Raw genomic sequence first — 25,961 nt, 5'->3', positions numbered from 1 at the left:
TTAACGGTAAAAACGTCGAGATGTTTACTATTTTCGACGAAAGGCATAAAAAACCCCAAAAAAAAGCCGCAAGGCTTATGGTTTTATCGACGAACGGAATTACCTCTTTAGAATCTTAAGCCAATAATTGACAATGTTAGCCTACACCAAAGCCTTCAAACCTAAATCGATCATCCTTGGTCATAGGACCTTCTTCATCAAATGTAAAACTCCCTGAACAAAAAAATCACATGATTTTTGTTGCAACATTTGGATTAAATGCCTTATTTCCCTTCACCAATTTTATATTTCCGGTTCGAAAAGTTTCCATCCCCTTCCAAATTTTCATAATTGGATACCATTTACCCCTAATAACATAAATTTAATAGTATATATTAAAAAAGCATGTCCCATTCCATTAATCACCTTTAAATTAGCCATCTGAAATGAAAAACGTGAAGAGGCAGATATTCTTGCCCCTTACAATCTTTAACCTACAAAACAAAAAAATTGCCAAAAGCCAGAATTAAACAGAAGAAAAGCCGTCTTGATTGGTATTTGAGCAGAATACGGACCATGTCGCCGCCCGAGATCGTTTACCGGGTACGGACCGCCCTAAAAAAGAAATGGGACCAACGGTCTAAAATGAGCCATTTGCCCAAGGGCAGCATAGACCGTTTGCCCGGCACGCTTTTCTTTCTACCCAAGACGGAGCGGGAAATTACGCTTCGCGACTATTCCATTTTCGGGCACGGATTAAACTACCGAAAGTCCATTGACTGGCACAGGGACTTGACAACTCGAAAGGAGTTTCCCCGAAAATTTTCCTTTGACATCGATACCCGAAGCGGAAAAAACGGCAATGTAAAGGTCGTTTGGGAAGTCAACCGCCTGCAATACCTCCTGCACATCTGCCTTAAGTACCAACAAAGCAAGGAAAAAAAATACCTCGACCTCTTCGTTAGGCATATAGAGGAATGGAAGGAAGCCAACCCCTATTTGAACGGGGTAAACTGGTATTCGAACATCGAAGTTAACATCAGGATCATCAACTGGGTCTTCTGCTGGGAAATGATCGAGGCCAACGAATTGATGGCAAGCGATTCCGAATTCAAGAAATTTGTAGAAACGACTTGGCTTCCCCTGATCGAACTGCATGCCCGGCACGCCTACCGCTACGAATCGAAATACTCCTCGTCGAACAACCATTTGATAGCCGAGGCCAGCGGACTCTTTATTGCCGGCTGCTATTGGTCGTTCAAAGACAGTGATCGGCACATCAAAAAAGGCCAGGCCATTTTGGAAGAGGAAATCGTAAAACAACATTCGGCCAATGGGATCAACAAGGAAGAGGCCTCCGAATACATCCAGTTTATTACCGACTTCTTCCTCATTGCCTTTTTGATCGGGGAACGATCGGGACACGGCTTCAGTGAAGCATATAGGCAAACGCTTCAATCCATTTTCGACTACATCTACCATTTGATGGACATGGGCGGCAACGTACCTTACTACGGTGACGACGACGACGGCAAAGTGATTTCACTCCCCACCGACGAAACCCATTTCAACAATTTCAGGTCTTTGCTCACCTCGGCGGCCATCGTATTCAACGACCCCAAATTCAAGGCCAAGGGACGGGTATTCGACCTGAAGAACCAGGTGTTGTTCGGCGAGGAGGGACAGGGTGTATTCGACAGCCTTGCCCTTCCCGAAAAAACGGAACCGGAAACACGGCTGTACAAAAACGAGGGGCATTTTCTTATAAAAAAGGGAGGCGATGCCCGCGAGGTATACTTGCACGTCGACATCGCCCCCTTGGGCTACCTCTCCATTGCCGCCCATGGCCACGCCGACGCCCTGTCTTTCTTTCTCAACATCGACGGAAAACCCTACATCGTAGACCCCGGCACCTATACCTACCATTCCTTTCCCGAATGGAGGGCCTATTTTAAGGGAACCCTGGCCCACAACACCATTCGCGTTGACGGTTTGGACCAATCGGTCAATGGAGGTCCCTGCCTGTGGCTCAACCACTACCAGGCCGAGGTATTGGAAATTAAGGATAGCCCAGAAGAAATCGTGTTAAAGGGAAGCCACAACGGGTACGATCAACAGGGTGTCAAGCATACGAGGACCTATATATTCGACAAAAAAAACGATAGCATTACGATCATCGACGACCTAAAGGTAGCGAACGACGAAACCCATGTCTATGAATATCCGCTGCACCTGCACCCCGATGTTACGGTGCAACAGGAGGCTCCCGACCGATTTACGATAGCGCATCCCGGCGAACGGACGGTAAGCATACTTTTGGACGAACGCCTAAAGACCGAGGTCCTGAGGGGCTCGGAAAGTCCTCTCCTGGGCTGGTTCTCCCCTTCCTTTTTACAAAAACAACCTACTTCGGTCATTTATAGCAAAATTGAACTGACCGGAAACCTTCAACTGACCACCAAGATAAAAGTGAGCCATGAAAAATAAGATACTTATACATTCGCCCAATCTTTCGACCCCAGGGGGAAAGCAAACCTATTTCGCCTCATTGCTAAATCACTTCACGAGCGATATAGACTTTTTCTTCTACGGGGCACAAGGTAAAAAAGAGGGAAAGCTACGGGTCATAACTAGACTAGTTTCCGATTTTTGGAAATTCTATCGAAAACTCAAAAAAAACAAATACGATTTGGTGCACCTCAACCCCTCCATGAACATGAAGTCGTTCTTTAGGGATAGTGTCTTTGCATTAATATGTCGGCTGACCGGTACGCGAATGACCGTATTTTGGCACGGTTGGCAGTGGGAATTCGAGAAAAAAACAACGCAAAAGATCCTACCTTGGTTTCGTGCCACTTTTGGCAAAGCCGATTCTATGATCGTTCTAGGAAAGGAATTTGCCGATCAATTGGGAAAATACGGGTATAAGAAGCCCATTTACCCCATAACCACCGTCGCCGACCCCATCTTTTTTCAGATGGAAAACAAGTTTGAGAAGGCCGAAACATCGAACCATGAAAATGACGGGATCACCCTCTTATTCCTTTCCCGTATCGAACGGGTCAAAGGTATCTATGAAGCCTTGGAGAGTTTTGAGGTCCTTCAAAAAAGGTTTCCCCAATTAAAATTAAAAATTGCGGGTACCGGAGGGGAACTGCCTGCGGTAACGGAATACGTTCAATCGCGCAAAATGAAAGGAGTGGAATTATTGGGCTGGATAACCGGAAAAGACAAAGCCGACGTTTTTTATGAGTCGGACATTTACCTATTGCCTTCTTATCACGGTGAAGGGCTTCCCTGCTCCATATTGGAGGCCATGGCCACAGGCTTGCCCGTCATCTCTACCGACGTAGGTGGAATCAAAGATTTCTTTGAAGATGGGCAAATGGGCTATTTTGTCGAAATGAAAAACCCGCAACAGATTACGGAAAAAGTCAGCTTACTGGTAAACGACCAAGAGCGTATAAGAACCATGGGGCAGTACAATATTCATTACGCCCATAACCGATTTACCCCGGAAAAAGTAAGTGCGGAATTGGAAAGAATTTATTCAGAATCCATATCGGTCTGACGCTGATCCCGTCATTTGCTTACTGGTAATTTATCGATGAATTCCATCATTCTCGAACCATGGATGTGATAATCGAAATTACTAAGCCCTAGCTTCTTCCCGTTCTTACCTATTTCCTTAGCCCTTCTAGGCTCCTTAAGCACAAATTTCATTTGCTCCGTAAAATCCGCAATATCAAAGGCATTTGCCACTAAAGCCGTTTCCTTGTCTTGAAAATAATTCTTGATCTCTCCTACATTTGTGGTAATTACGGGATTACCCGAAGCCAAATATTCACCAATCTTATGTGGAAACCTAGAAGTATCCTGTAAGGTAGGCCTTAGAGGAATAAGCAAGGCGATGGCGTGGTTATATAGATACACTAGTTTCCCATAAGGAATATTGGTATAGAGTTGAACAGGTTCGTCTTTAAACCGGGAATTAATTTTATCCTGCAATTCGCGGGTTTCCCGTTCCGTACCACCACTTACGATCATATACATCTTTGCTTCGGTACTGTCCAGGGCCTTATAGCATTCCAAGATAAATTCGATTACCTCCATGTAATTAATACTTCCGCAGTAAAGAAAATATGGGGCCTCGCTTGTTTTTGGCAAGTCGAACTTCTCATAGTCGCATAGTATCGGGAGCTTCAAATATGGCTTTCGGGGAGCAGTTTTACTATAGTAAGACACCAGTTTGTCGCTAATAGGCATTGCTCCATCAAAAAACCTATAAACCCATTTATCGAGAAAAAAGTCGTTAATTTTGGTAAGCGTCGATCTCCCATCCATGGCAGAGGCCATTTCCACCAAATTGGTTACCACAGGAAAATCGAAAATTTTGGAGTACAACAAAAATCGAAGCACATGTACCAACTTTCTATTGGAAACTATAGCAACGCTGATATCGTTACGCGCCCGTAAGTTTTTGATGTATTTATACTCCCCGTAAATCCCCTTAAGCTTGTTAATATTTCTTTTCAGAAAACCCTTTGGTTTCAAAACACTTTTTGAAGTGTAGATATAGTTTATTCCTTCGTATACCCCCTTGTAATCTATTTCAGGGTATTGATTCTCATTCCACCCGCCCTTTCTACATATCACAGTGACCTTGGCGCCGGCATAGAGCAAAGCCTTACTCATTAAAATCAATCTCTGAACAGATGCCAAACCGTAAGGGAACCTGGTTTCCCCAAGAAAAACGACATGCTTTACTCCTTCTTTCATGAACAAAAATAATTTGTTACTAAAATAGCGTTTAGACTTTGGTTAATCTAAATAATTAGCGCAATTACCCATATTAATGCATAGCTTTTGGCGTCTTTGTAATAAAGGCAAAAAACAGCTCTATATTTTGCACAATTATAATGTGGGATAGCATGATTTTAACCAAAGAGATTGCTATATTTCCCTTTTTTCTGCCAGAACCGACTATTTACCACTTTTAACCAATTAATTGGAAGACCTGAAATGAGAATACTTTTTTTAATCGACAATCTTAGAAAAGGTGGTAAGGAGCGGCGAATGCTGGAGTTGGTCAAAGGACTTTTACATGAAAAAGACATAGCCGTTGAAATAGTAATCTTCAAGAACCAAATAGAGTATGCGATTATTGGTGAATTGGCCGTAAAAGTTCATGTAATCGAGAGGAAGCCCAAATACGCCCCTACCCCTTTTTTCAAGTTGTTCCGAATTTGCAGAGAATTTGGTCCGGATATCATCCATTCCTGGTCTACCATGTGTTCTTTATATGCCATACCCGTTTGCAAACTCCGCAGAACAAAACTTGTTAACGGAAACATTGCCAAAGCCCCCAACTACAGTAGCATTTGGAAAAAGGAACTCCTTTTGGCCAAGTTGTCGTTTGTGTTTTCCGATTTGATCATCGGCAATTCATCTGCAGGCCTAAAGGCCTACAGGGCCCCGATATCAAAAAGCACCGCCATTAAGAACGGTTTTGACTTCAGACGTACCCAAGGGCTTGAAGAAACCCGGGCTATAAAGGAAAAATACAATATAAAGACCAAAAAGGTTGTTGCTAAAATAGCGGCCTTTGCGAACCGAAAGGATTACGAAACCTATATATTGGCGGCAAAAATCGTTCTGGCAAAGCGTGAAGACATTACTTTTCTGGCCATAGGAAGCGGGACCAACCTCGAGCAAATCAAAAAGCTTGTGCCCAAAGCAATCGAAGACAAGGTGATTTTTACCGGTGCCATACAGGATATTGAATCTGTCGTAAACACTATCGACATTGGGGTACTTTGCACCAATAGTACATTGCACGGAGAAGGTATTTCCAATTCAATATTAGAATATATGGCCCTCGGCAAACCTGTAATTGCCACAAGAGGAGGGGGCACCGACGAGATAGTCATCAACAATGAAACAGGCTATTTGATCCCCCCAAAATCGCCCCAGATCTTGGCCGATAAAATACTCGAATTGATAGACGACCCTAAAAAATCATCGGAAATGGGGCAAAAGGGCAAATCAAGAATAAAGACACATTTCAACCTTGAACATATGACCCATCAGTACCTCGAGGTCTACAACAAACTTTGACCTTTCTAATAGGACCGAACACCCTTCCCTTTCGTGGGACGGTGATACTAGAACCTATAAACGGGGCCGCCCCCAAGATTAAGGGCGGCAAATCAATTTACCAACAAATACCCTCGTAGTTGGCACTTGGGGTATTGTCCTTGATCTTGACAAGGTCGATAAAATGCTTGTCGGCATATTTAAGGTTGATGTCCTTGAACTCCGGCTCGTTGTGCGAAATGATTACCGTTTCCGAAGCTTCCAGCACTTCATCGAGGTTATCGGAAATAAGGTCCGATAAATGGGGGATGTGCTTATCGATATAGGCCTTGTTGGTTCCCGAAAGCATCGAAACGTTTACGTTCTTGTCGTAGATGGCAATGGAAAAGCCCTTGCCCAAAAGGCTTTCGGCCAATTCGACTACAGGGCTGTAGCGCAGGTCGTCGGTGCCTTTTTTAAAGCTCAGTCCCAAAATACCAATTTTCTTCTTGTTTCTGTTAAGCACCAGGTCCAGGGCCTGGTTCTTTTGGTTTTCATTGGAATCTAGGATGGAGTTGAGCACGGGACTTTCCAAATAAAAATCGTGGGCCATGGTCTTAAAGGCCTTCAAATCCTTGGGCAGGCACGAACCTCCGAACGCAAAACCCGGTTTTAGGTAATAGGGCGACAGGTTCAACTGGGTATCCATGCAGAAAAGCGACATCAACTCATGCGAATCAATGTTCATCTTTTTGCAGATATTGCCCACTTCATTGGCAAAGGACACCTTAAGGGCGTGAAAGGAATTGTTCACGTATTTGATCAGTTCGGCGATTTCGATGTTGGTCTCCTTGATAGGGGCATTGATCCCCTGGTACATCTCGGCTATTTTTTTGGAGGCCTGTTCGCTATCGGTTCCAACGACGGTTACCGGGGGATTGTAGTAATCCTTGACCGCGGAACCCTCCCTTAGGAATTCCGGATTCGAGACCACCGCAAAATGCACATTGCGCTCCTTGCCCGAACGTTCGGCAATAATTTCGCCGATTTTTTTGTTGGTCCCGGGCAATACGGTACTTCGGATGACCGCAATATGAAAGCCCTCCTTTTCCTTAAGGGCCTCGCCAATCTGCTCGGCCGTCTCATAGATGGCGTTCAGGTTCAAATGCCCGTGTACATCCGAGGGCGTTCCTACGCAAATAATGGAGACTTCCGTTTTTAAAACGGCTTCCTTGAAGTTCTGCGTGGCCGAGATCCTGCCCTTTTCCCAGTTGGACTTAAGTATTTCGTCGATATCCTTTTCAATGATCGTCGCCTTCCCCTTGTTTATCAAGTCGATCTTATGGGGTACCACATCCACCCCCATTACCTGATGGCCGTTTTCGGCCAAACAGGCCAAGCTAACACATCCTACGTACCCTAATCCAAAAATTGATATATCCATATTGTTTCTTTTTGATTGATTTCCTTTATTTTAATTTATCCAACAGAAGGGTGGTCACATCGTCCCATTCCTCCAAAAGTCCTTGCCTAAAGACATCGGGCTCGGGAAATGCCATTTCCCCATTCCTGATTTTCGCTACGGTTTCCACAATTTCGGGGGGCTCGAGTTTAAAGAGCATCCCCTTTTTGATCATGATCACATTGGCGGGCATGTCCCTAATACCCGCATAGATGGAAGGTACGCCCAACATGGCCCCTTCCCGGGCCATACTATCCCCCGAAGAGATGACCACCTGGCTGTAATACATCAGCGAATGGATATCCTTAACCGGTTCCTTCAAAATGATCCAGTTTTTCGGAAACCGGTCGACCAATTCCTTGTTCTCCAAGGAAAGGACCACTTTTAGGTCTTTTGGGAATTGATCCGCCACGGACAGAATAGCGCCTTGATCTTGTGACAGGTAGTTGGAAGTTTCGGTGGATACCTCCCTGATGAAGATATAGTTTTTGGGTTCCAGACCGTACTCGTCCAAGGCGGAGGCCTCGGGTTTCAGATACCTGGGCGATAAATACGACCACTCTTTCAATGCATTGAAATACTTTACCCCTTCGAACTTCTTTTCAAATGGGGGCAGGTAGACCTCGTCTGCCGAGAATTTTAAAAGCGGAAATACAAAGCGCCTGGGATCGTCGATAAAGGCCACATTGGGTATGCCCTTTAGTTTTGCAATAAAATTGGCCTGGTAGTGGGCGGTGATCACGTACCTGTATTTGGAAGGCCTGATCAATTTGAACAACTTTAGCAAGCGGGGCAGGATGATCTTAAAGACCATGGAGAACATGCCCTTATTGTGTTTGTAATCCCCGATGCAGATGATGTTGTATTCGGGAAGTTCGTACTGGATTACGGGCAAGAGCTTTCCCCGGTTGACGCAGTAGATATCGACCTCCGAAGGGTCAAAGTTCCTGATCGTGTTCCGGAACATATTGTATTGGGGCAGGTGATAAATATCGATTAGAACTTTTTTCATATGCTACTTTACATTTTATAAAAACACTATAATTAATGTCATTTGCAAGAACGACACCCTTCGAGAACAATTACCCCCCTCATAAATCATGTTTTAAAACCAATCAAACAATGATTACCCATGCCTTGGAACTTATGTTAAAGTAACACAACACCCAAAATCAGAAACTTAGCTATAACAAATCACGAATGAAATTTTTAATGCTTTCACCATAATTGTCAAAATGAAATGTTTTCAATCCTAATTCTTTTCCCCGTTTTCCAATAATTTTAGCTTCTTTCGGATTATCAAGTATATAATCCATCCTGGAGGCAAATTCCTTGACATCATAATTCTTGGAAACCAAAGCATTGACCCCATCTTTAAAATACGTATTAATTTCCCCCACACTTGTTGTCACCACAGGATTACCAGTTGCCAGGTACTCCCCTATTTTATGAGGAAACCTTGCTGCATCTTCTTCATTGGGCCTTAAGGGGATAAGAAGGCCTTGCGCATCAATAAAAAGCTGTACTAATTCTTGATAAGGGATATTGGAAAATAGTTTTACGTTACCTAGGGGAAATCTTTTAATAATATCTTTCTGAAAAGCCGAGATTTCTTCTATTTGCTTTCCGCTAATCAAAAGGTATAATTTAACCTTTTCCAAACTTTTCGACGATTGATAAGCGTTCAAGACAAATTCCGCAACTTCCTTAAATTGAATGCTTGCACAGTATAAAAAATACGGCTCCGAACCAGATTTATCTATTCCAGAAAACTTATTGTAGTCGCAAATAACCGGCACCTTCAATATTGGTTTAGTCGGCGCCAAATCCGAATAAAAATCGTAAAGTTTATCGCTAATTGGCATTACACCATCAAATCTCTTGATTAGCCAATTTTCCATTAACCAATCAGAGATTCTCATTGATAATGAAGACCTTCTTTTGAGTGCAGAAGACATTTCCACAAAATTAAAAACAATTGGAAAGCCCATTATAATGGAGTATATTTTATATCTAAGGGAGTCATTGAAGTTTAGTGTAGATAGAATAACGGCGTCCAGTTTTCCCTTTCTCTTCAATTCAACTAGATAGAAAAACTCACCAACCAAACCTTTTGCTTTTTGATATTTCCGCACGAAGGAATTATCAGGCCTAAAAGGACTATCGACCGTATATTTATAGGGGATACCCTCATGAACGCCTTCTTTACCATAATCTGTCTTCAAATCTTTCTTCCACACCCCAAGCCGACATACCACCCTTACCTCACATCCTACATTAATTAGTGACCTTCCCAACAAGGTAACGCGTTGGACCGCAGCCCATCCATTTGGAAAACCCGTATCCCCCAAAAAAACAATTGAATTACCCTTCGCATTTCCTTTTCCACTCATTTCCTTTTTTATTAACATTTAATATATTCGGTTGTTCTAATAATTACCGAACAAATACTTCTTTTTACAATCCCCGACGTCCCCAGAGGTTATGGGCTAAAGCTATATTATTCCGAGTGAAACTTCGAAATCCTATTGTCCGTATTGGGCAATGACTTCATTGAATGTTGCTATAAGTTCTTTACATATTTTCTTGTTATCATTACGTTTTAACGCAACTGAACGAGCATTTTTCCCTAATTCAACAGCTCTAGAAGGAGATTCGAACAATTCAAGGATGGCTCCTGCCAAAGCATAAGAATCTTTGCTTTGAACCAAAAGACCTTCTTTATTATCGTCCATTATACTTTGCGTACCCCCTGTATTGGTAGCTACTACAGGCATTCCTAAAAGCATGGCTTCCTGAATAGCATTTGAACTGTTTTCGATATGCGATGGATGGACATAAACATCCGTGGCGATTAACTGTCGTACCAGTTCATCCCCAAACTTAGGCCCCAATAATTTTACGCTCGTATTTTTTTTGGTATATCCTGCCTTCTTTTTGGCCGCTTTAGCATAAGGGACACCATCTTTTATACCAATAACATTCCATTCTATTCTCTTGGGCAAAAGGTTCTCCAATAAAATTGCACTTTTAAAAACAGTTTCAAGGCCTTTATACAATTGGCCTCTTATTACTGTCGAAACAACGAATTTTTCTCGTCCTTCATGAAGCTTCCATTGGTATTTCCAAAATGATTCCCGTAGAGCTTCTTCACTATGATAATAGTTTGCCTTTGGGGCCATAACCCGTACAAGTCTCCTATCCCAATCAGTTCTACCAATAAAATTCTCAGCAATCGAAAAAATTTCCTTTTCTCTCTCTACTCTACGAACAAACAGCTTATGTTCGTGATAAATAGTATGACACTTTAATAACCGCTTAATTGTCTCAGAAGTAAATGTATCCTTAATTCTAATTCCATTTTCGTACATCTCATTATAAACGGTCAAGTTACCCTGAAACCATATTATAGACGGTACTTTTAATTTGGGGATAATAAGCGGATAATCAAACTCTGTTCCGAAAAAGAGTATAAGATCAGGGTTAAAATCCTCGACGACCTTTAAGTAATGAGGAAGTGATTTACGCGACGGAGGCCTTATCAGAAAACGGTCAACCCACTGTTTAAATTTACCTATTGGATACTGTGGCACCATAAAATACCTTGTTCTCGACCCTTCTACCCTAATTTCTTCAAGGGAACTTACCTGCCTTTTAAAAGCAATGCCTAATTCAATATCTGGAAACGAAGCAAGCTCTTTCTCCAAAGATTCTATCCAACTTCCTCCATCTGTATTTTTTGAAACTTTTTTAGCTGCAAGAGAAGGTGTATTTGAAAACCATAATATGCGCATATCCTAAATTATTTAAACCTGTTTTCTTCTAACTATTCCAAATCCCAGACGCTGTTCCTTTAATAATTTTTTTGAACTGGATAGGAGCCAATACCGGTCCGTAAGCAATACTTACAATACTGGCACCAATTACACCCGCAGATCCCAAACCCAAGATTTCACCAAAAAAATACGAAAGAGGTATATTGACTATGGTGCCGATAATACCAACTATCATTTGAAGCCTGATTTTACCTACACCATTCACAAAGTTCACAAAAATATTACCCCATGACAATACGATTACGTATATACACATCATTACGCTCAAGAGCCAAGGCACATCTATCTCCGGCACCCATAACTTAAAAAAAGGCTTAGAAATAGCCAATAGAATTATAGCTATGACCACTAATACCATCCATGCCTTTTTCAACTTATTAACCACAGAGAGTACCCAATCAATATCATTTTTCACATATGCCTCGGTATAAGCCGACCACATGGGTACCAAAATAAACGAAAAGCCCACTGTTATTAAGCCAAAATATTTATGAGCAATAGAATAGGCAGGTACTTCGGACGGACCAAACAACTGGGTTATAATCATATTGTCAGTAGCAAAAATTATCACCACCGATATGTTGACCAAGAAAAAACGAACGCCTAATGAAATAAGATCATTAAAATAACTTCTCTTAACGTATTTTATGGATGGGGCAATCGACTTAAACTCACTATTAAACATAAAAAGGCTTACTGCAAACAAGACAACCATAGGAGATATTCCTAAGGTGAGTGCCAAGTAAAGTAAGTTACCTTCAGTCGTATGAGTAAGGATTATTATTATTGAAAGCGTTAGAACGTTGCTCATTAAATTAATAAACCCCTTAAAAGCCGGCCTTTGAAAAGCGTAGAAAATAGAATCAATAAGTCGTAAAACAAAGTTCACACAGAAAAACAAAAATGTAGTTATAGCCACTAACCTCAACTCTCCCTGTTCAACAGATTGGGTATTTAATATTGTTTGCCAATTCAACCATGGCTCAACGACAAAAAAAAGTGCAAAAATCAAAAGAAAAATAATCCCCAAAATGACATATGTGGTGCTAACATAAATTTTGGCTTTTTTCCATTCGCCTTTGGCTATAGCCTCGGACAATTTATTACGAAGGCCATGGCCAAGGCCTATATCCAAGAAAGCAAACCAAGCAACCACAGACGAAATCGTCAACCATATTCCGTATTGTTCTTTCTGCACGTAACCTATGGTCAAAGGAACCATATAAAAGCCAATAAGAATACTGATTCCCTTAATAAGAAAGGATGCAATAATATTCTTTTTGGCCTTAACCGATCTCTGATGACCTCGATTAATAAAGCGTAGAATTTTACTAAAAACTTTAGAAACAAATCCAGTCATCCTGATATCGATAAGTTGTCAATACTTTCTCTTAAACCAAAGCTCTCCCCACCCTCACATAACTTCTTTCTCCGATAAAAATGATTGGAAAAAATTATAGCCAGTAGAGGCCCGTAATAAAAAAGACTAAATTCAACAAGGGTAAGATTGGCGACAAAAAACGTTAAAAGGGCATAGAAACCACCCCAAAAACCTGAGAATTTTGCCCTTTTATAAAGCCTCGTTAACAATGAAACCATAAAACTTAAATAAAGCGTACCACCAAATAAACCATAGTAGTATAAGAGCTTCAAAAACCCTACATGTATTTGAGAACTCCTACCCCCTATTAGACGTATCATTTTTTCGGTATCCACTCCACCTGTCCCAAAAATGGGGTTATCGGGAAACACTTTAAAAAAAACCTCAAAAGCAAGCAATCTAGTCAATGCGCTATCCGACATCAATCTTTCAGAAAAATACTTTTCAACATCCATCCCCATATAAGAAGCCACAGCTATCGAAAATAAAATCAAGAAGACAAGGGAAATAAAAAAATAAAAAAGACTTAGAAGCCTATTCTTACTGGACCAAATTATTTGACTAATACAGATGACACAATTTAACATGATCCACCTCGAGCTAGATAAGAAACTAATGATGGTTGTTGATAAAGCCGCCACACCCGTATTGACTACTTTTATAGGTTTCCATGAGATTAAAATACTACAAATGGCCACTGTATCAATCCCCACTGAAAGTTCACTTATATACGAAAAAATAGATAACCTATAACCATCCAAAAACCTATTGACCTTGCTTAAATTCGCCCTTGACCCAACATCGCTTACAGTAGCATTCTCGTAGTATTGCTTGATCCTCTCAAAAGGAAGACCATCTATCAATACATCATTATTAATTAAGAATAGCGGGTTGGATACTTGTATAACGGAAACAATTGCAGCAATCACCAGCGTGAAACCTAGAACGTGTTTTGCAATCACCATTAGTTTATGGGGATAGCTTACATTTTCAACAATAATTAAAGCAATAAAGGTTAACCATATAGGTTCCGAATAAAAATATTTTAACTCCCGGCCTTCAAAAATTTGTGTTTTGAACATATCACAAATAATCGTATAACCTGTAAAAAGACCAAAGAAGATAAGATAATATGGTACCGACAAGGTTTCATTGGATTTATAAATCAATATTAGTTTAATAGATACGAGGGATACACATACCAAACCCAATGCTTTCATAGTATCCAGTTCTAAAAATTCCCATGAGAAGAATGAAAATAGGGGATAACTCAACAAAATGAATAAAAACAGATATTCAGGAAACTTTCTTAAGTCTGAATCAAATATTAGCCTACTTATCATTCTTTTTATTGAATTGAATACTTAGAGAAGTAAAAGATATATGTCATCAAATCGACAATGTCTTGTCAACCAATTGTTTTTCTTCGTTTACACCATATTTAGAACCATAACCATATTTATGATTATTTGCAAGAGCATCGTTGAATATGATATAGCTCTTCTTCTTTTTGTTTTTTGGGACTAAATTCTCCAAATCATTTAAAAAATGAACCTTGGAGATGTTCCTTCGAACCACAAATAGGTTGATGTCTATGGCATCCAACAGCAATAAAAAGTCGGAGACCAGACCCACGGCCGGGGTATCGAGGATGACATAGTCGTACTCTTGCCTTAGGTCTTCTATCAAGGTGTTTATTCGGTTGTTCGAAAGCAGTTCGTGCACATTGCCGTCTATTACCGATGTGGGTATAAATTTTAAATTGGCCACTTTATCGTGCGCATAGGTAATTTCCTTATGCGATTTCAATTCACCGTTCAAATAACTGGCCAGGCCTTTTCCCTTGATTTCGTTTACCCGCCCCACCAAACTGGGGTTTCTCAGGTCGGCATCGACAATAATGGTCTTTTTACCTGCCTCGGCAAGCGTTATGCCCAAGTTGATGGCATTGTAGGTCTTGCCTTCCTCGGGCATAATCGAGGTTATACCAATTACCCCTTTTCCACTGGCGTTGACCAGCTTTAATTTGGCGACTAGGTCGCGGAACGACTCCTTTAATTTCCAAAGCCCGACTTCGCCTCCTCCATTCTTTTTCTTTTCATCGTAATTAACAACACTGGCAATAACAGGAATTTCGGTGTTGGACACAATTTGTTGAACACTTTCAATTGTATCCGAATTGGAAAAAAATGCGACCCATACTAGAGGTAACAAAAAGCCAATTATAACAGCCAGACCTAAATAGAGCTTCTTTATCGGAGAGACCGGACCGTTACCCTCCATTCTAGCCTCATCTATGACTCGGGTATCCGAGGTGCTTTCTGCTCGGGCAATACCCGTTTTGGCCAATTCTTCGCTCAAATACTTAAAAAGGTTCTCGTAAAGGGTACTCTGCCGCTGTATGTTGAGCAATTCGATTTCGGTGGTCGGCAGGGAACTGATCTCGCTATCGATACTCGACATTCGGGAGCTGATTCCTCCCAGGGCGATCTGCGAAGAACGCACGGCGCTGCGCAAGTTGCTCAACAACACTTCCGTGGCTTCCTGCACCTGTTTGTTCAAGATCGCCATCTCCTGGTTGTTGGCGGTGACGTAAAACTTCTTTTTGGATCGTTCGGCATACAGAGCCTTAAGATCAAGAATATTCTGGTTGATCAAGGGGTCGTCGATACCGACTCCAGATGGCATGATAAATTCATCGCTGTTTCTGTTGCTTTCCACGGTATTGATGACCGAATTGTAGTAATTGATATCCATTCTCAATTTGGCCGCCTGCACCTGCAGATCGCTGGTTTGGCTAAGGGCGTTGGAAGCGGTGGCCCCAAGGTTCACGGCTTTTTTGTCCTTCTTAAAATTCTCCAGTTCAAACTCGAATTTGGACAAAGAGTCGGATATGACCCTTAATTGATTCCTTATAAATTCTTCCTTGCCCGAAGCTATTTCCATACGCGACCCCAACTCGTTCTTCATGTAATTCTCGGTCAACTTATTCAAAAAATCGACCAGCTTGCCAACGATGGGGCCTGAGGAGGTTATTTTAAAAATACTGGCCTGTACGTCGATATTGCTAACGGAAATGTCGGTCATGAAATTATTGGCGATGGCGTCTATATCATGTACGACAAAGCTCAACTGCGTGTCATTAAAACTATCGGCGTTCACCTCATAGGACGGCTTGTTGAGGGTAAAGGAGAAAAAATCGTGCTCAACAGGCTCCCCAAAGGCATACTCCTTGTTGAAACTGAACTTCGAATCGATGGTCGTACTGTACGATTTGGAGGGATTCGACACGGTAAACTCATCACTTTCCACGGACAGCCGATAGGTCGAATCGGAAAGTACGGTCACCTCGAACGGCACTTCGTACATTTGGGCAGAACCCTTGTCCAATGTCACTTCAAATGGAAAATACCCATAGTGTTCCTTTCTTTTCAGGACGTTTTCAGTGTGGTATGTTACGTTGAAATTCAAATCCTCAACAGTCTGCCTTATCAAACTAAAGGATTTTATGATGCCAATTTCGTTAAAGAGGTTTTTTTCCATTTCGATAAGGCTTACCCCGCCTTCGACATACTCGCTGTCACCCAACACCCGGTTTCTTCCCTTCGAATCTATGAGTATCGAGGTAGATGCTTCGTAGATAGGTGTTACGAACAATAAATAAAGTACCGCGATGGCCACAAAGGCACCTATACTGATTAAAAAAAGAAATTTAAACTTATAGACCCTGCTCAAAAGTGCCTTAAGGTTAAGTTCTTGCTGCCCTTCGGCTATATTGTATCTATTCTCTTTCATTTTAATTATTTGCTTCATTCAAAATAATACCGATCAACGGTGTCCCATCGAAATACTTGTTTTACCTTACCTCATTCATTTGCTGACCGAACCGAATTTAGTTCGAATTAAAGCTCAATACCAAAATAGTGGTTGAAATAGCCGACAAAATTAGGCTGAACACCCCTAAGTTGCTCTGAAAAACATTGGCCTTTGACGTTTCTACATACAATACGTCGTTAGGGTGCAAAAAGTAGTACGGCGAATTGATAATGGCCGGATCGGTAAGGTCGAGATTGACGACGATGGACTTCTCCCCCAATTGGCGGATCAGTTTTACCTTCTTCCGCTTTGCCGAGATATTCAAGTCGCCCGCCGCACTCAAGGCCTCAAAAATCGTAGCCTGGGTGTTGTAGATATAGTTGGTTCCCGGATTTTTCACATCCCCGAGCACCGACACCTTAAAACTGGTCAGTTTAACGGTCACCAAGGCATTCAATAGGTACTTGTCTATTTCTTGCTGTACCATGTTCCTGATTTCCTCAACGGTTTTGTTGGCCACCTTTAACTCACCGACAATGGCCAAGTTGATCGTCCCCTGCGAGTCTACCGTATACCCATTGAGAAACAGGGAGGCCGGATTGGCCTGTAAATTTCGGTTCTCGACCGTGGTGATGTTAAAAAATGCGGCTTGGTCGGGATCCCGGCTTTGCACCTTGACACTCAATACGTCATTGGGTTGTACCAAATACTCCGACTTGCTCAGATTCACCAACATTTCCTGGCTTTCACTCTGCAAATAATCGATGTTTTTCGAGGAGTAACACGATGACAACAAAAGGCTTAGGACCAGAACGTAAAAAGCGGACATCGACCTGGCTCGTAATGCCCTAGGCCAAAGCTCGGTTCCATAGATGTCCTTTAGGTTCGTTATATTCATAAACTTGGTTATTATTGGTTTTTAAAAAGGTAAATAGCTCTCGGGGTATTTTGGTTTCAGAAGGCTTTTTTATGGTGGTTCCCGAAAACGGTCATAAATATAATTTTAATATCGAGCCAAAAACTCCAATTTTCGATGTACCACAGGTCGTGTTTGATCCGTTCCGTCTTTTGCTCCTTGGTCTGGGTGGGACCCCGCCATCCGTTGACTTGGGCCCATCCCGATATACCGGGCTTTACATAACTGCGAACCATATAATCGTTTACACTTTTTCTCAAATCGTCCTGCAGGGTAATGCGATGCGGCCTAGGGCCGATGACACTCATCTCACCTTTCAAGACATTAAAAAACTGGGGCAGCTCATCCAGATCGGCCTTTCTGAGAATTTTGCCCACACGGGTAATCCTTGGGTCGTTTACAACTGTAGACTTAGTCCCGTTCAGAGGATCTTCACAGACCGACATAGTCCTAAACTTATAGCACTTAAATGTCTTCCCTGCCTCGCCCTTTCTGTACGGCGTATAAAATACCGGGCCTTTGGAATCGATAACGATCAACAGCGCCAATAAAAGGAATAGCGGTGACAACAAGACCAAGACCACCAAGGCAAAGCAAAAATCGAACAGCCTTTTTAAAATGGTCTTGCTAAAATTGTCCAATGGGGACTGGCGTAACTTAAAAATGGCCAAGTCACCGATAGTTACCGCCTTATAATTCTTGGCCAACAGATAGGGATTCTCAGGAATGAGCTTCACCCGAGTACCAAAACTATCGGCTATCTTGATGGCATCCAAAATGGCCTCCCTCTCAAAATCGCAGGTATCGATAAAAATCTCGTCAATCGAATGGGACGCCAAAACATTTCTCAGTTCCCTGACCGACCCCGTGACCGCAAGGCCCATGGTATTGGCAGGGTTTTCCTCACCCTCTTCCAAGTACCCCACGATATTGTACCCATATTGGGTCATGGCATTAACGAAACTCTTGATATCGGTCCGTTCGTGACCCGAACCGATCAATAGGGTATTCGAAAATAGGTGGGAGGCCCTTTTACGTAAGAACCTCAGCAAGTACTTGTGGCTGATCAGGTTCAAATACGAGAAGATAAATATCGGAACAATAAAGGCGGAAGGTCTGAAAAAATTGATTTTCAAAACAACGATCAACACCGTAACAAAGCCGACAAAAAAGAAGGTGGAGGTCACCAAACTCTTAAGATAGATCTTATTGACCGTAAAGTAGAACTCTTCGCCCCTGATATATAAAATTATGAACAGCCAACTGAGGTTGTAAATCACCGCGAGTGCAGCTACTTTCTTCAAGAAAAACAAGTCGAATATCGAAAAGTCGGTATGCGTCAAATAGAGATATATCAACAAAACCAAATTCAGAAGTACGAACTCGAACGCCAGTAAATTGATGAGTATATATCTATTCTTGAAATTCATTGGTGTTTGACTTCAAATTGGTTGGTGGTTCAAAATATACTGCCCATTTCGGCTTCAAGCATTCAACAACTGCATGGCGGCACTTAAATCCGCAAGATATAGAGGATATCGAAAATATCGCGATCTAAATCTTTAAAAAAACCTTCAATATTTTATTCATACTGTAGCTTTTAGGCCGGAAAATTTAACATTCCTTTATTATTCCAAAAACATAGGGTTCCACACCCGGCACACACCCCCCCAACATATCGGACAAGCTTTTGAATTCTTTCAAAATTGCACATAGGCTTCTCTCAATTTTGCCCTTTCCTTACTAAAAAAATCGGGGGCTATTTTAGTCAAAAAGAAGGTGTGGATCGAATGAACCTAGTTGCCGTTTGCATGTTTAAATATTTTAAAACCAAATAAACAATTGATCTTAAAAACCATTGACTTACAACACAATAGGTCATTTACAAGGTAATCAAAAACAATTTGAACCCAAATATATATCTTATCGACCGCGATAGGCAAGTAAACCTTGACATTTTAGACCAAACCGTATAATTGTTCGATGGACAACATAGCTTTACTACAAACCAAGAAGCTTCTGTCATCGATTTAGATAATTAGTGATATTAATTTTACCTTTAGTTAAAATTCGAAAAATGCAAAAAAGGCTGTTCGACGACTTTTCCCCGGTTTCCGCAAAGGAATGGAAGCAAAAGATTCAATACGAATTGAAGGGAGCGGACTATAATGCAAAAATGGTATGGGAATCACCTGAGGGAATCAAGGTAAAGCCCTTCTATACCCCTGAGGACTATTTGGCGGACCGACAAGCCTCCGCAGCGGCCTCCCCCTTAGCCTGGAAAATCGCGCAACTAGTCGGGGACGGCAACGAGAAGGAAATGAACACCAGGGCCCATCGGTATATTGCCATGGGGGCCGAAAGCCTCATTTTCGACCTATCCGCCAATAATATAGACCTCAAAAAGCTTTTGGCCGACCTCGATTTCAACAAGGTCGTCCTGCATTTTAACCTCACCGTTCCGCCATCGGGCCACATTAACAGCTTAAGGAAGCATCTGCAGGGCCACGGCGCATCGTACCACATCCATTTTGACCCGATCGCACATCTGTCCCAAACGGGCAACTGGTACGCTTCCCAAAAGGAAGACTTGGCAGAATTCGATTCGTGTTTAAGCCTTACCTCCAACCTCTGCATCGATTCTACCCGCTACCAGAATGCCGGGGCACATATGGTACAACAATTGGCCTATGCCCTGGCCCACGCCAACGAATACCTCAACTTGGCAGAGGGAAAATCGGTGGAAAAGGCAATTTTTAAAGTAGCCGTGGGCGGCAACTATTTTTTTGAGATTTCCAAATTAAAGGCCCTTCGAAAATTATGGAAGGTACTTACCGAAGCGTACGGCATACCCGATCAGTGCCATATCATCGCAGGCCCTACTTTAAGAAACAAGACGCTATATGCCCCCAAAACCAATATCTTGCGCACCACGACCGAGTATATGGCGGCCATATTGGGAGGTGCCGACACCCTCTGTCCACAGCCCTACGATTCGGTGTACGACCAAACGGATAATTTCTCTGACCGGATCGCCCTGAACCAATTGCTGCTATTGAAAAATGAAAGCCACTTTGATACTTGCGAAAACCCCGCCACAGGGTCTTATTACATCGAATCGCTCACGGAACAATTGGCGCAAAAGGCCCTAGCGTTGTTCAAGCAAATTGAGGCCTCGGGCGGATTTCTAAAACAGCTCAAAGCCGGTACCATCCAGAAAAAAATCAGGGAAAGCGCCCAAAAGGAACAACAACGCTTCGACAAGGGCGAAGAGGTGCTCGTGGGCATCAATGCCTATCGCAATACCAAAGACAAAATAAAGTGCGACCCAAAGACGGGCCCCTTTGCCAAACAGAATAGGAAAAAAACACGTATCGAACCCCTGATCGCCAAACGTTTGGCCGAAAAATCGGAAATCGATAGATTGAAAAAGGAAGGTTGACCCCAACACCAATTATACAGCAACATTGAAAAATCGAAAAGACATACAGCACCTTAGTTTGGGGCAAAACGATGCAAGCCCACGTGACCCCTTAGCCCGTTCAAACGACCCTGAATGGGAACACCTCCACTTTGCCGCGGGCTTTCCGCCGTACCTACGTGGCCCCTATAGTACCATGTACATCCGAAAGCCTTGGACCATTAGGCAATATGCGGGCTTTTCGACGGCGGAAGAAAGCAATGCCTTTTACAAACGCAACCTAAAGGCCGGCCAAAAAGGTTTGTCGATCGCCTTTGACCTGGCCACGCACCGAGGCTATGATAGCGACCACGAGCGGGTGGCAGGTGATGTCGGCAAGGCCGGGGTGGCCATAGACAGCGTCGAAGACATGAAGGTGCTGTTCGATGAAATTCCCCTCGACAAAATGTCGGTGTCGATGACCATGAACGGGGCCGTTCTGCCCATTATGGCCTTTTATATCGTGGCGGCCGAAGAACAGGGCGTTTCCCCAGACAAGCTTACCGGAACCATCCAAAACGACATTCTTAAAGAATTTATGGTCCGGAATACCTATATCTATCCGCCGGAACCTTCCATGCAAATCGTTTCCGATATTTTTCGGTATACCAGCAAGCACATGCCCAAGTTCAACAGTATCAGTATTTCGGGATACCACATGCACGAAGCCGGGGCCACGGCCGAAATCGAATTGGCCTATACGCTGGCCGACGGATGGGAATACATTCGAACAGGACTCAACGCCGGATTGGATATCGACGACTTTGCCCCGAGGTTGTCGTTCTTCTGGGGAATCGGCATGGACCATTTTATCGAAATTGCCAAACTACGGGCCGCACGTATGCTATGGGCCAAAATCGTAAAATCGTTTAGACCCAAAAACCAAAAATCGATGGCCTTGCGCACCCACTGCCAGACCAGCGGCTGGAGCCTTACCGAACAAGACCCCTATAACAACGTTACCCGCACCACCATCGAGGCGGCAGCGGCGGTCTTTGGAGGGACCCAAAGCCTACACACCAACGCCTTGGACGAAGCCATTGCCCTGCCTACCGATTTTTCGGCGCGTATTGCCCGCGACACCCAACTCTTTCTCAGGGAAGAGACCAAAATTACCAAGACCGTAGACCCTTGGGGCGGAAGCCATTATGTAGAAAAACGCACCCACGACTTGGCCCGTAAGGCCTGGGAGCTCATCGAAGAAATTGAGAATTTGGGAGGAATGACCAAGGCCATTGGCGCCGGTATTCCCAAAATGCGGATCGAGGAGGCAGCCGCCCAAAAACAGGCCCGTATAGATACCGGCAGGGATATCATCGTGGGTGTCAACAAGTACCAGGTCGACGATGAAGGTGAACTGCCACTCCTGGAAGTTGACAATAACGAAGTGCGAAGACGTCAGGTTTCGAGACTGAGGGACATAAGGGAAAAACGCGACCCCCGAGCCGTGGAAGGCGTGTTGCAGAAGATAACCGCCGTTGCGAAAGAAAGAATGGCCCCCGGCCACAAAAACCAGAATACCGACGATGCGGAAAATTTGTTAGCTTTATCGATAAAAGCCGCCAGGGTCAGGGCGACCCTAGGAGAAATCAGCGGAGCCCTCGAAGCTGCCTTTGGTCGGCATAAGGCCAACGTTCAATCGGTAACCGGCGTGTATTCAAGAGAAATCAAAAACGACAAAAGTTTTAAAAGGGCGCTCGAACTGTCCGACTGTTTCGCGGAACAGGACGGAAGAAGACCCCGGATCTTGATTGCCAAAATGGGCCAGGACGGACATGACCGGGGAGCCAGGGTGGTGGCCACAGGTTATGCCGACCTGGGTTTCGACGTCGATATCGCCCCGCTCTTCCAGACGCCCAAGGAAGTGGCCAAACAGGCCGTTGAGAACGATGTACATATTTTGGGCATTTCTTCCTTGGCAGGGGGGCACAAGACCTTGGTGCCCCAGGTCATTGAGGAACTCAAGGCCTACGGCAGGGAAGATATTATGGTCGTCGTTGGCGGGGTTATCCCCAAGCAGGATTACCCCTTCCTTTTTGACGCGGGAACCGTGGCCATCTTCGGACCGGGCACCAAGATCGCCGACGCCGCCATCCAAGTTTTGGAGGTATTGTTGGATTAAGGACCGCCCAGACAGGTCCGTACGCACTCCAAGCTCCCGATTAAAATCCAAAGTTTGGGCTTTTTTACCCTTTCCAAATCTATATTTTTTAGTAAGTTTGCACGCACAAATAAAAAAGCCTTGTTCCCAGAGGCTTTTTATGGCTTCGGAACCCCGTGATTATCGTGGATTTCGATGTTTGTAAGGGAATGGTCGCGTAGCTCAGCTGGATAGAGCATCTGCCTTCTAAGCAGACGGTCGAAGGTTCGAATCCTTCCGCGATCACGACACTCAGAAAACCATGTCCGCAAGGGCGTGGTTTTTTGTTTTTGGAAAAGCGAAACGAAGTTTTGGATTTTGGAAAAAACAAGGGACCAGGGCGGCAGCCCGTGGTTTTCTATTTGCACCATTGATAAAAAAGGAACACCGCAGGTAATCCTTCCGCGATCACGACACTCAGAAAACCATGCCCGCAAAGGCGTGGTTTTTTGTTTTTGGAAAAGCGAAACGAAGTTTTGGATTTTGGAAAAAACAAGGGACCAGGGCGGCAGCCCGTGGTTTTCTATTTGCACCATTGATAAAAAAGGAACACCGCAGGTAATCCTTCCGCGATCACGACACTCAGAAAACCATGCCCGCAAGAGCGTGGTTTTTTGTTTTTGGAAAAAGCGTAACAGGACAGACCAAGGCCGCACAAGCTGGATAGAGCATCCCGACTAAAGTCAGGACCAACGCCTGTGCCTGAACTCCACCTGTTAAACCGGACAGACTAAAAGCAGAACATCCGGGACAACGGCTCCAACCTCCCTATTACCATCGTTAACTCCCACAAAAAAATTGCGTATAATCCATGTTTATTGTAACTTAAGCATAACAATGACCTTTAAAAGGTAACAAAGACCGTGTCGAGAAGCTCAATTCATAAAAAGGTGACCTTTAATGAAATTCAGTTCTCATATTGTCCTGCTATGCTTGGCCGCATACATTCTCGGTCATCGGTTGGCAGCCGCCCAAAACCCGCAGGTCATCGACAGCCTCAAACAGCAGCTTAGGGCCGCCCTGGACGATTCGACCAGAATACGGGCCTACGCCAACCTCACATGGGAATATGCCATTACCCGCTCCAAACTGGATACCGCCCAAATGTATGCCGATAGCATTAGCTACTTGGCAAGCATCAACAAGGATAGGGAAGCAGAAAATTTGGCGGCCTTCTACTATGGGGTCATCGAACGTTTTAAAGGTGAATTTTCAGAAGGCTTGAAACATCTTGACCGCTATGTGGCATTTCACGAAAAAAAGGGCGACAGCCTGAAAATGACCGCCGGCCTCTTCCAGATCGCCACCATCCAAAATAACATGGGCGACTGGTCGGCCAGCCTCACCAATTACCTTCGTATTCTCAAAATCTACAGGTCCCTGAACATGGACGAAAGCACGGCCACCACGCTCCATTCCATCGGACATATCCAACGAAAGCTCGGCAAACCCCGGGAGGCCCTCAAAACCTATATGGAATCCATCGGCATCAATGAAAAAATCAATAATATAACGGGGCTCTCCATGAATTACGAAAGCTTGGGCAACACCTACCGGGAAATGGGACAATACGACAAAGCGGAAATTCATCTGCAACGTGCCCTGGATTATGCACGGGATGAAAATCGGGACTATGGGATTGCCTCGGTTACCGAAAACCTAGGCAACCTCTTCGAAGACAAAGGAAATTTCCAAAAGGCGCTTAATTATCATTTAGACGCCTTGAACATTAGAAACGGATTGCCTTCAAAGAAAGATCGTGCACTAAGTCTAAACAAAGTAGGCTCCACATATCTAAAATTGCAAAACACCACCAAGGCCGAGCCTTACCTCGCCAAAAGCTTGGCCCTTGCCGAGACCATTGACGCCAAAACCATACTTTTGAACAACTATGAAGCACTGATGGCCCTGAACGAGCGTAAGGGGAATTACAAAAGGGCATACGAGTACCAAAGGCGCTATATGGTTACAAAAGACTCGATTTTGAACGCCCAGACCCTAAAGCAACTCCACGAACTGGAAACCCGCTACGAAACGGAACAAAAAGACCATAAAATTGAGCTTTTGAACCGCGACAAAGAACTTCAGGAAACCAAAAACCGCCGCCAGGTCCTTATTCGCAACTTTCTGATAGGCATCTTTTTACTAAGTTCCCTGATAGCCTGGTTGATAATAAATTCGCTCAGACAGCGCCTAAAAAACCAAAAGCTGATAGCTGCCAAAAACGAGGAAATCAAACTTACCGAACTGAGGGAAGAACTCAGCACATTGGAGCTAAAGGCCTTAAGGGCACAAATGAATCCGCACTTTCTTTTTAACTGTATGAACTCCATCAACCGAATGATCCTTTCCTCCGACAATGAAAATGCCAGCCGTTACCTTGCCAAATTCTCAAAATTGGTCCGTTTGATGCTAGAGAACTCCGAAAATCCCAAGGTTAGCCTGAAAGAAGAACTGGAAATGCTTGAAGCGTACATCGAAATGGAATCACTCCGACTTAAGGGAAGAATCATTTGCGATATAAGCGTAGACGAGTCGGTCGACCAAGAGGCGACACTAATTCCTTCGATGATCTTGCAACCTTTTGTAGAAAATGCCATCTGGCATGGATTATCGCATCTCGAAAAAGATGGCCGACTTATCATCGAGGTTCTCGAAAAAGACCGGTTTCTACACTGCCATATTATCGACAATGGCATAGGGCGCGAAGCTTCCCTGAAACTCCAATCCCATTACCTTGTCAAGAAAAAACCAATGGGAATTAAAATCACCGAAAAGCGATTGCATCTATTGTCAAAGTCGAAAATGGTCAATCTTATAACAATCAAGGACCTCAAAAACAAAAACAGGGCCTTGGGCACACAAGTAGATATTTTGATTCCCATATAAGCCTTTT

17 protein-coding genes and 1 tRNA gene are annotated in these 25,961 nt (G+C 43.4%); 8 read left to right on the top strand and 10 right to left on the bottom strand.

Going from position 1 to position 25,961, the window contains the following annotated elements; genetic code table 11:
• The first annotated feature begins 489 nt into the window (after positions 1-489).
• Both BUB37_RS15245 and BUB37_RS15240 read left to right on the top strand, forming a co-directional pair.
• The gene (locus tag BUB37_RS15245) at positions 490-2,466 is read left to right on the top strand and encodes an alginate lyase family protein (RefSeq protein WP_139278121.1); all 1,977 of its coding nucleotides are present in this window, start codon (positions 490-492) and stop codon (positions 2,464-2,466) included.
• Positions 2,456-3,550, top strand: a complete 1,095-nt coding sequence (locus BUB37_RS15240; protein WP_072994688.1) for a glycosyltransferase family 4 protein — start codon at positions 2,456-2,458, stop codon at positions 3,548-3,550. The genes BUB37_RS15245 and BUB37_RS15240 overlap by 11 nt, the downstream gene beginning before the upstream one ends.
• A gap of 11 nt (positions 3,551-3,561) precedes the next feature.
• Here BUB37_RS15240 and BUB37_RS15235 read toward each other — a convergent pair whose 3' ends face one another.
• Entirely contained in the window at positions 3,562-4,758 is a 1,197-nt protein-coding gene (locus tag BUB37_RS15235) for a glycosyltransferase (RefSeq protein WP_072994687.1), read from the bottom strand.
• 243 nt (positions 4,759-5,001) lie between these two features.
• Between BUB37_RS15235 and BUB37_RS15230 the strand changes: the two genes are divergently transcribed.
• The gene (locus tag BUB37_RS15230; protein ID WP_072994686.1) at positions 5,002-6,096 is read left to right on the top strand and encodes a glycosyltransferase; all 1,095 of its coding nucleotides are present in this window, start codon (positions 5,002-5,004) and stop codon (positions 6,094-6,096) included.
• A gap of 97 nt (positions 6,097-6,193) precedes the next feature.
• Here the strand turns inward: BUB37_RS15230 and BUB37_RS15225 are convergent, their stop codons facing one another.
• The 9 genes from BUB37_RS15225 to BUB37_RS15185 form a co-directional block, all read right to left on the bottom strand.
• Positions 6,194-7,498, bottom strand: a complete 1,305-nt coding sequence (locus BUB37_RS15225; protein WP_072994685.1) for a nucleotide sugar dehydrogenase — start codon at positions 7,496-7,498, stop codon at positions 6,194-6,196.
• A 25-nt stretch (positions 7,499-7,523) separates the two neighbouring features.
• A complete protein-coding gene (locus tag BUB37_RS15220; RefSeq protein ID WP_072994684.1) occupies positions 7,524-8,528 on the bottom strand; it encodes a DUF354 domain-containing protein in 1,005 nt (334 codons plus the stop codon).
• A 172-nt stretch (positions 8,529-8,700) separates the two neighbouring features.
• Entirely contained in the window at positions 8,701-9,909 is a 1,209-nt protein-coding gene (locus BUB37_RS15215) for a glycosyltransferase (RefSeq protein WP_170863174.1), read from the bottom strand.
• A 132-nt stretch (positions 9,910-10,041) separates the two neighbouring features.
• Complete coding sequence (locus BUB37_RS15210) at positions 10,042-11,310, bottom strand: glycosyltransferase family 4 protein (RefSeq protein ID WP_072994682.1); 1,269 nt, start codon at positions 11,308-11,310, stop codon at positions 10,042-10,044.
• Positions 11,311-11,338: 28 nt separating this feature from the next.
• Positions 11,339-12,712 (bottom strand): lipopolysaccharide biosynthesis protein, encoded by a 1,374-nt coding sequence (locus tag BUB37_RS15205; RefSeq protein ID WP_072994681.1) that lies wholly within the window; start codon positions 12,710-12,712, stop codon positions 11,339-11,341.
• Positions 12,709-13,953 carry an O-antigen ligase family protein gene (locus BUB37_RS15200; protein WP_170863173.1) on the bottom strand — a complete coding sequence of 415 codons (1,245 nt, stop codon included), beginning with the start codon at positions 13,951-13,953 and terminating at the stop codon, positions 12,709-12,711. The genes BUB37_RS15205 and BUB37_RS15200 overlap by 4 nt, the downstream gene beginning before the upstream one ends.
• A 169-nt stretch (positions 13,954-14,122) precedes the next feature.
• Positions 14,123-16,528, bottom strand: a complete 2,406-nt coding sequence (locus BUB37_RS15195) for a GumC family protein (RefSeq protein WP_170863172.1) — start codon at positions 16,526-16,528, stop codon at positions 14,123-14,125.
• A 97-nt stretch (positions 16,529-16,625) separates the two neighbouring features.
• Complete coding sequence (locus tag BUB37_RS15190) at positions 16,626-17,447, bottom strand: polysaccharide biosynthesis/export family protein (RefSeq protein ID WP_094766746.1); 822 nt, start codon at positions 17,445-17,447, stop codon at positions 16,626-16,628.
• A 56-nt stretch (positions 17,448-17,503) separates the two neighbouring features.
• Positions 17,504-18,895 carry an exopolysaccharide biosynthesis polyprenyl glycosylphosphotransferase gene (locus BUB37_RS15185; protein WP_072994678.1) on the bottom strand — a complete coding sequence of 464 codons (1,392 nt, stop codon included), beginning with the start codon at positions 18,893-18,895 and terminating at the stop codon, positions 17,504-17,506.
• A gap of 647 nt (positions 18,896-19,542) precedes the next feature.
• Here BUB37_RS15185 and BUB37_RS15180 point away from each other — a divergent pair.
• From BUB37_RS15180 to BUB37_RS15160, 5 genes are all read left to right on the top strand, one after another.
• Positions 19,543-20,907, top strand: a complete 1,365-nt coding sequence (locus tag BUB37_RS15180; RefSeq protein ID WP_072994677.1) for a methylmalonyl-CoA mutase subunit beta — start codon at positions 19,543-19,545, stop codon at positions 20,905-20,907.
• Positions 20,908-20,965: 58 nt separating this feature from the next.
• Entirely contained in the window at positions 20,966-23,047 is a 2,082-nt protein-coding gene (gene scpA, locus BUB37_RS15175; RefSeq protein ID WP_244526855.1) for a methylmalonyl-CoA mutase, read from the top strand.
• Between the two features lie 190 nt (positions 23,048-23,237).
• A tRNA-Arg gene (locus tag BUB37_RS15170) sits at positions 23,238-23,311 on the top strand.
• A gap of 72 nt (positions 23,312-23,383) precedes the next feature.
• Complete coding sequence (locus BUB37_RS15165; RefSeq protein WP_072994675.1) at positions 23,384-23,746, top strand: hypothetical protein; 363 nt, start codon at positions 23,384-23,386, stop codon at positions 23,744-23,746.
• A 219-nt stretch (positions 23,747-23,965) separates the two neighbouring features.
• Positions 23,966-25,954, top strand: a complete 1,989-nt coding sequence (locus BUB37_RS15160) for a tetratricopeptide repeat-containing sensor histidine kinase (protein ID WP_094766745.1) — start codon at positions 23,966-23,968, stop codon at positions 25,952-25,954.
• Positions 25,955-25,961 lie beyond the last annotated feature (7 nt).

The sequence above is a fragment of the Pseudozobellia thermophila genome (genome assembly GCF_900141855.1).
Taxonomy (GTDB): Bacteria; Bacteroidota; Bacteroidia; order Flavobacteriales; family Flavobacteriaceae; genus Pseudozobellia; species Pseudozobellia thermophila.
This window is presented reverse-complemented; position numbering and strand designations above follow the sequence as displayed.

What these genes read in the sequence shown, in the direction of transcription:
- BUB37_RS15240 (WP_072994688.1), top strand. Translation starts at nt 2,456, where the DNA reads ATGAAAAATAAGATACTTATACATTCGCCCAATCTTTCGACCCCAGGG.
- BUB37_RS15235 (WP_072994687.1), bottom strand. Translation starts at nt 4,758, where the DNA reads ATGAAAGAAGGAGTAAAGCATGTCGTTTTTCTTGGGGAAACCAGGTTC.
- BUB37_RS15230 (WP_072994686.1), top strand. Translation starts at nt 5,002, where the DNA reads ATGAGAATACTTTTTTTAATCGACAATCTTAGAAAAGGTGGTAAGGAG.
- BUB37_RS15225 (WP_072994685.1), bottom strand. Translation starts at nt 7,498, where the DNA reads ATGGATATATCAATTTTTGGATTAGGGTACGTAGGATGTGTTAGCTTG.
- BUB37_RS15220 (WP_072994684.1), bottom strand. Translation starts at nt 8,528, where the DNA reads ATGAAAAAAGTTCTAATCGATATTTATCACCTGCCCCAATACAATATG.
- BUB37_RS15215 (WP_170863174.1), bottom strand. Translation starts at nt 9,909, where the DNA reads ATGAGTGGAAAAGGAAATGCGAAGGGTAATTCAATTGTTTTTTTGGGG.
- BUB37_RS15210 (WP_072994682.1), bottom strand. Translation starts at nt 11,310, where the DNA reads ATGCGCATATTATGGTTTTCAAATACACCTTCTCTTGCAGCTAAAAAA.
- BUB37_RS15205 (WP_072994681.1), bottom strand. Translation starts at nt 12,712, where the DNA reads ATGACTGGATTTGTTTCTAAAGTTTTTAGTAAAATTCTACGCTTTATT.
- BUB37_RS15200 (WP_170863173.1), bottom strand. Translation starts at nt 13,953, where the DNA reads ATGAAAGCATTGGGTTTGGTATGTGTATCCCTCGTATCTATTAAACTA.
- BUB37_RS15195 (WP_170863172.1), bottom strand. Translation starts at nt 16,528, where the DNA reads ATGAAAGAGAATAGATACAATATAGCCGAAGGGCAGCAAGAACTTAAC.
- BUB37_RS15190 (WP_094766746.1), bottom strand. Translation starts at nt 17,447, where the DNA reads ATGAATATAACGAACCTAAAGGACATCTATGGAACCGAGCTTTGGCCT.
- BUB37_RS15185 (WP_072994678.1), bottom strand. Translation starts at nt 18,895, where the DNA reads ATGAATTTCAAGAATAGATATATACTCATCAATTTACTGGCGTTCGAG.
- BUB37_RS15180 (WP_072994677.1), top strand. Translation starts at nt 19,543, where the DNA reads ATGCAAAAAAGGCTGTTCGACGACTTTTCCCCGGTTTCCGCAAAGGAA.
- BUB37_RS15160 (WP_094766745.1), top strand. Translation starts at nt 23,966, where the DNA reads ATGAAATTCAGTTCTCATATTGTCCTGCTATGCTTGGCCGCATACATT.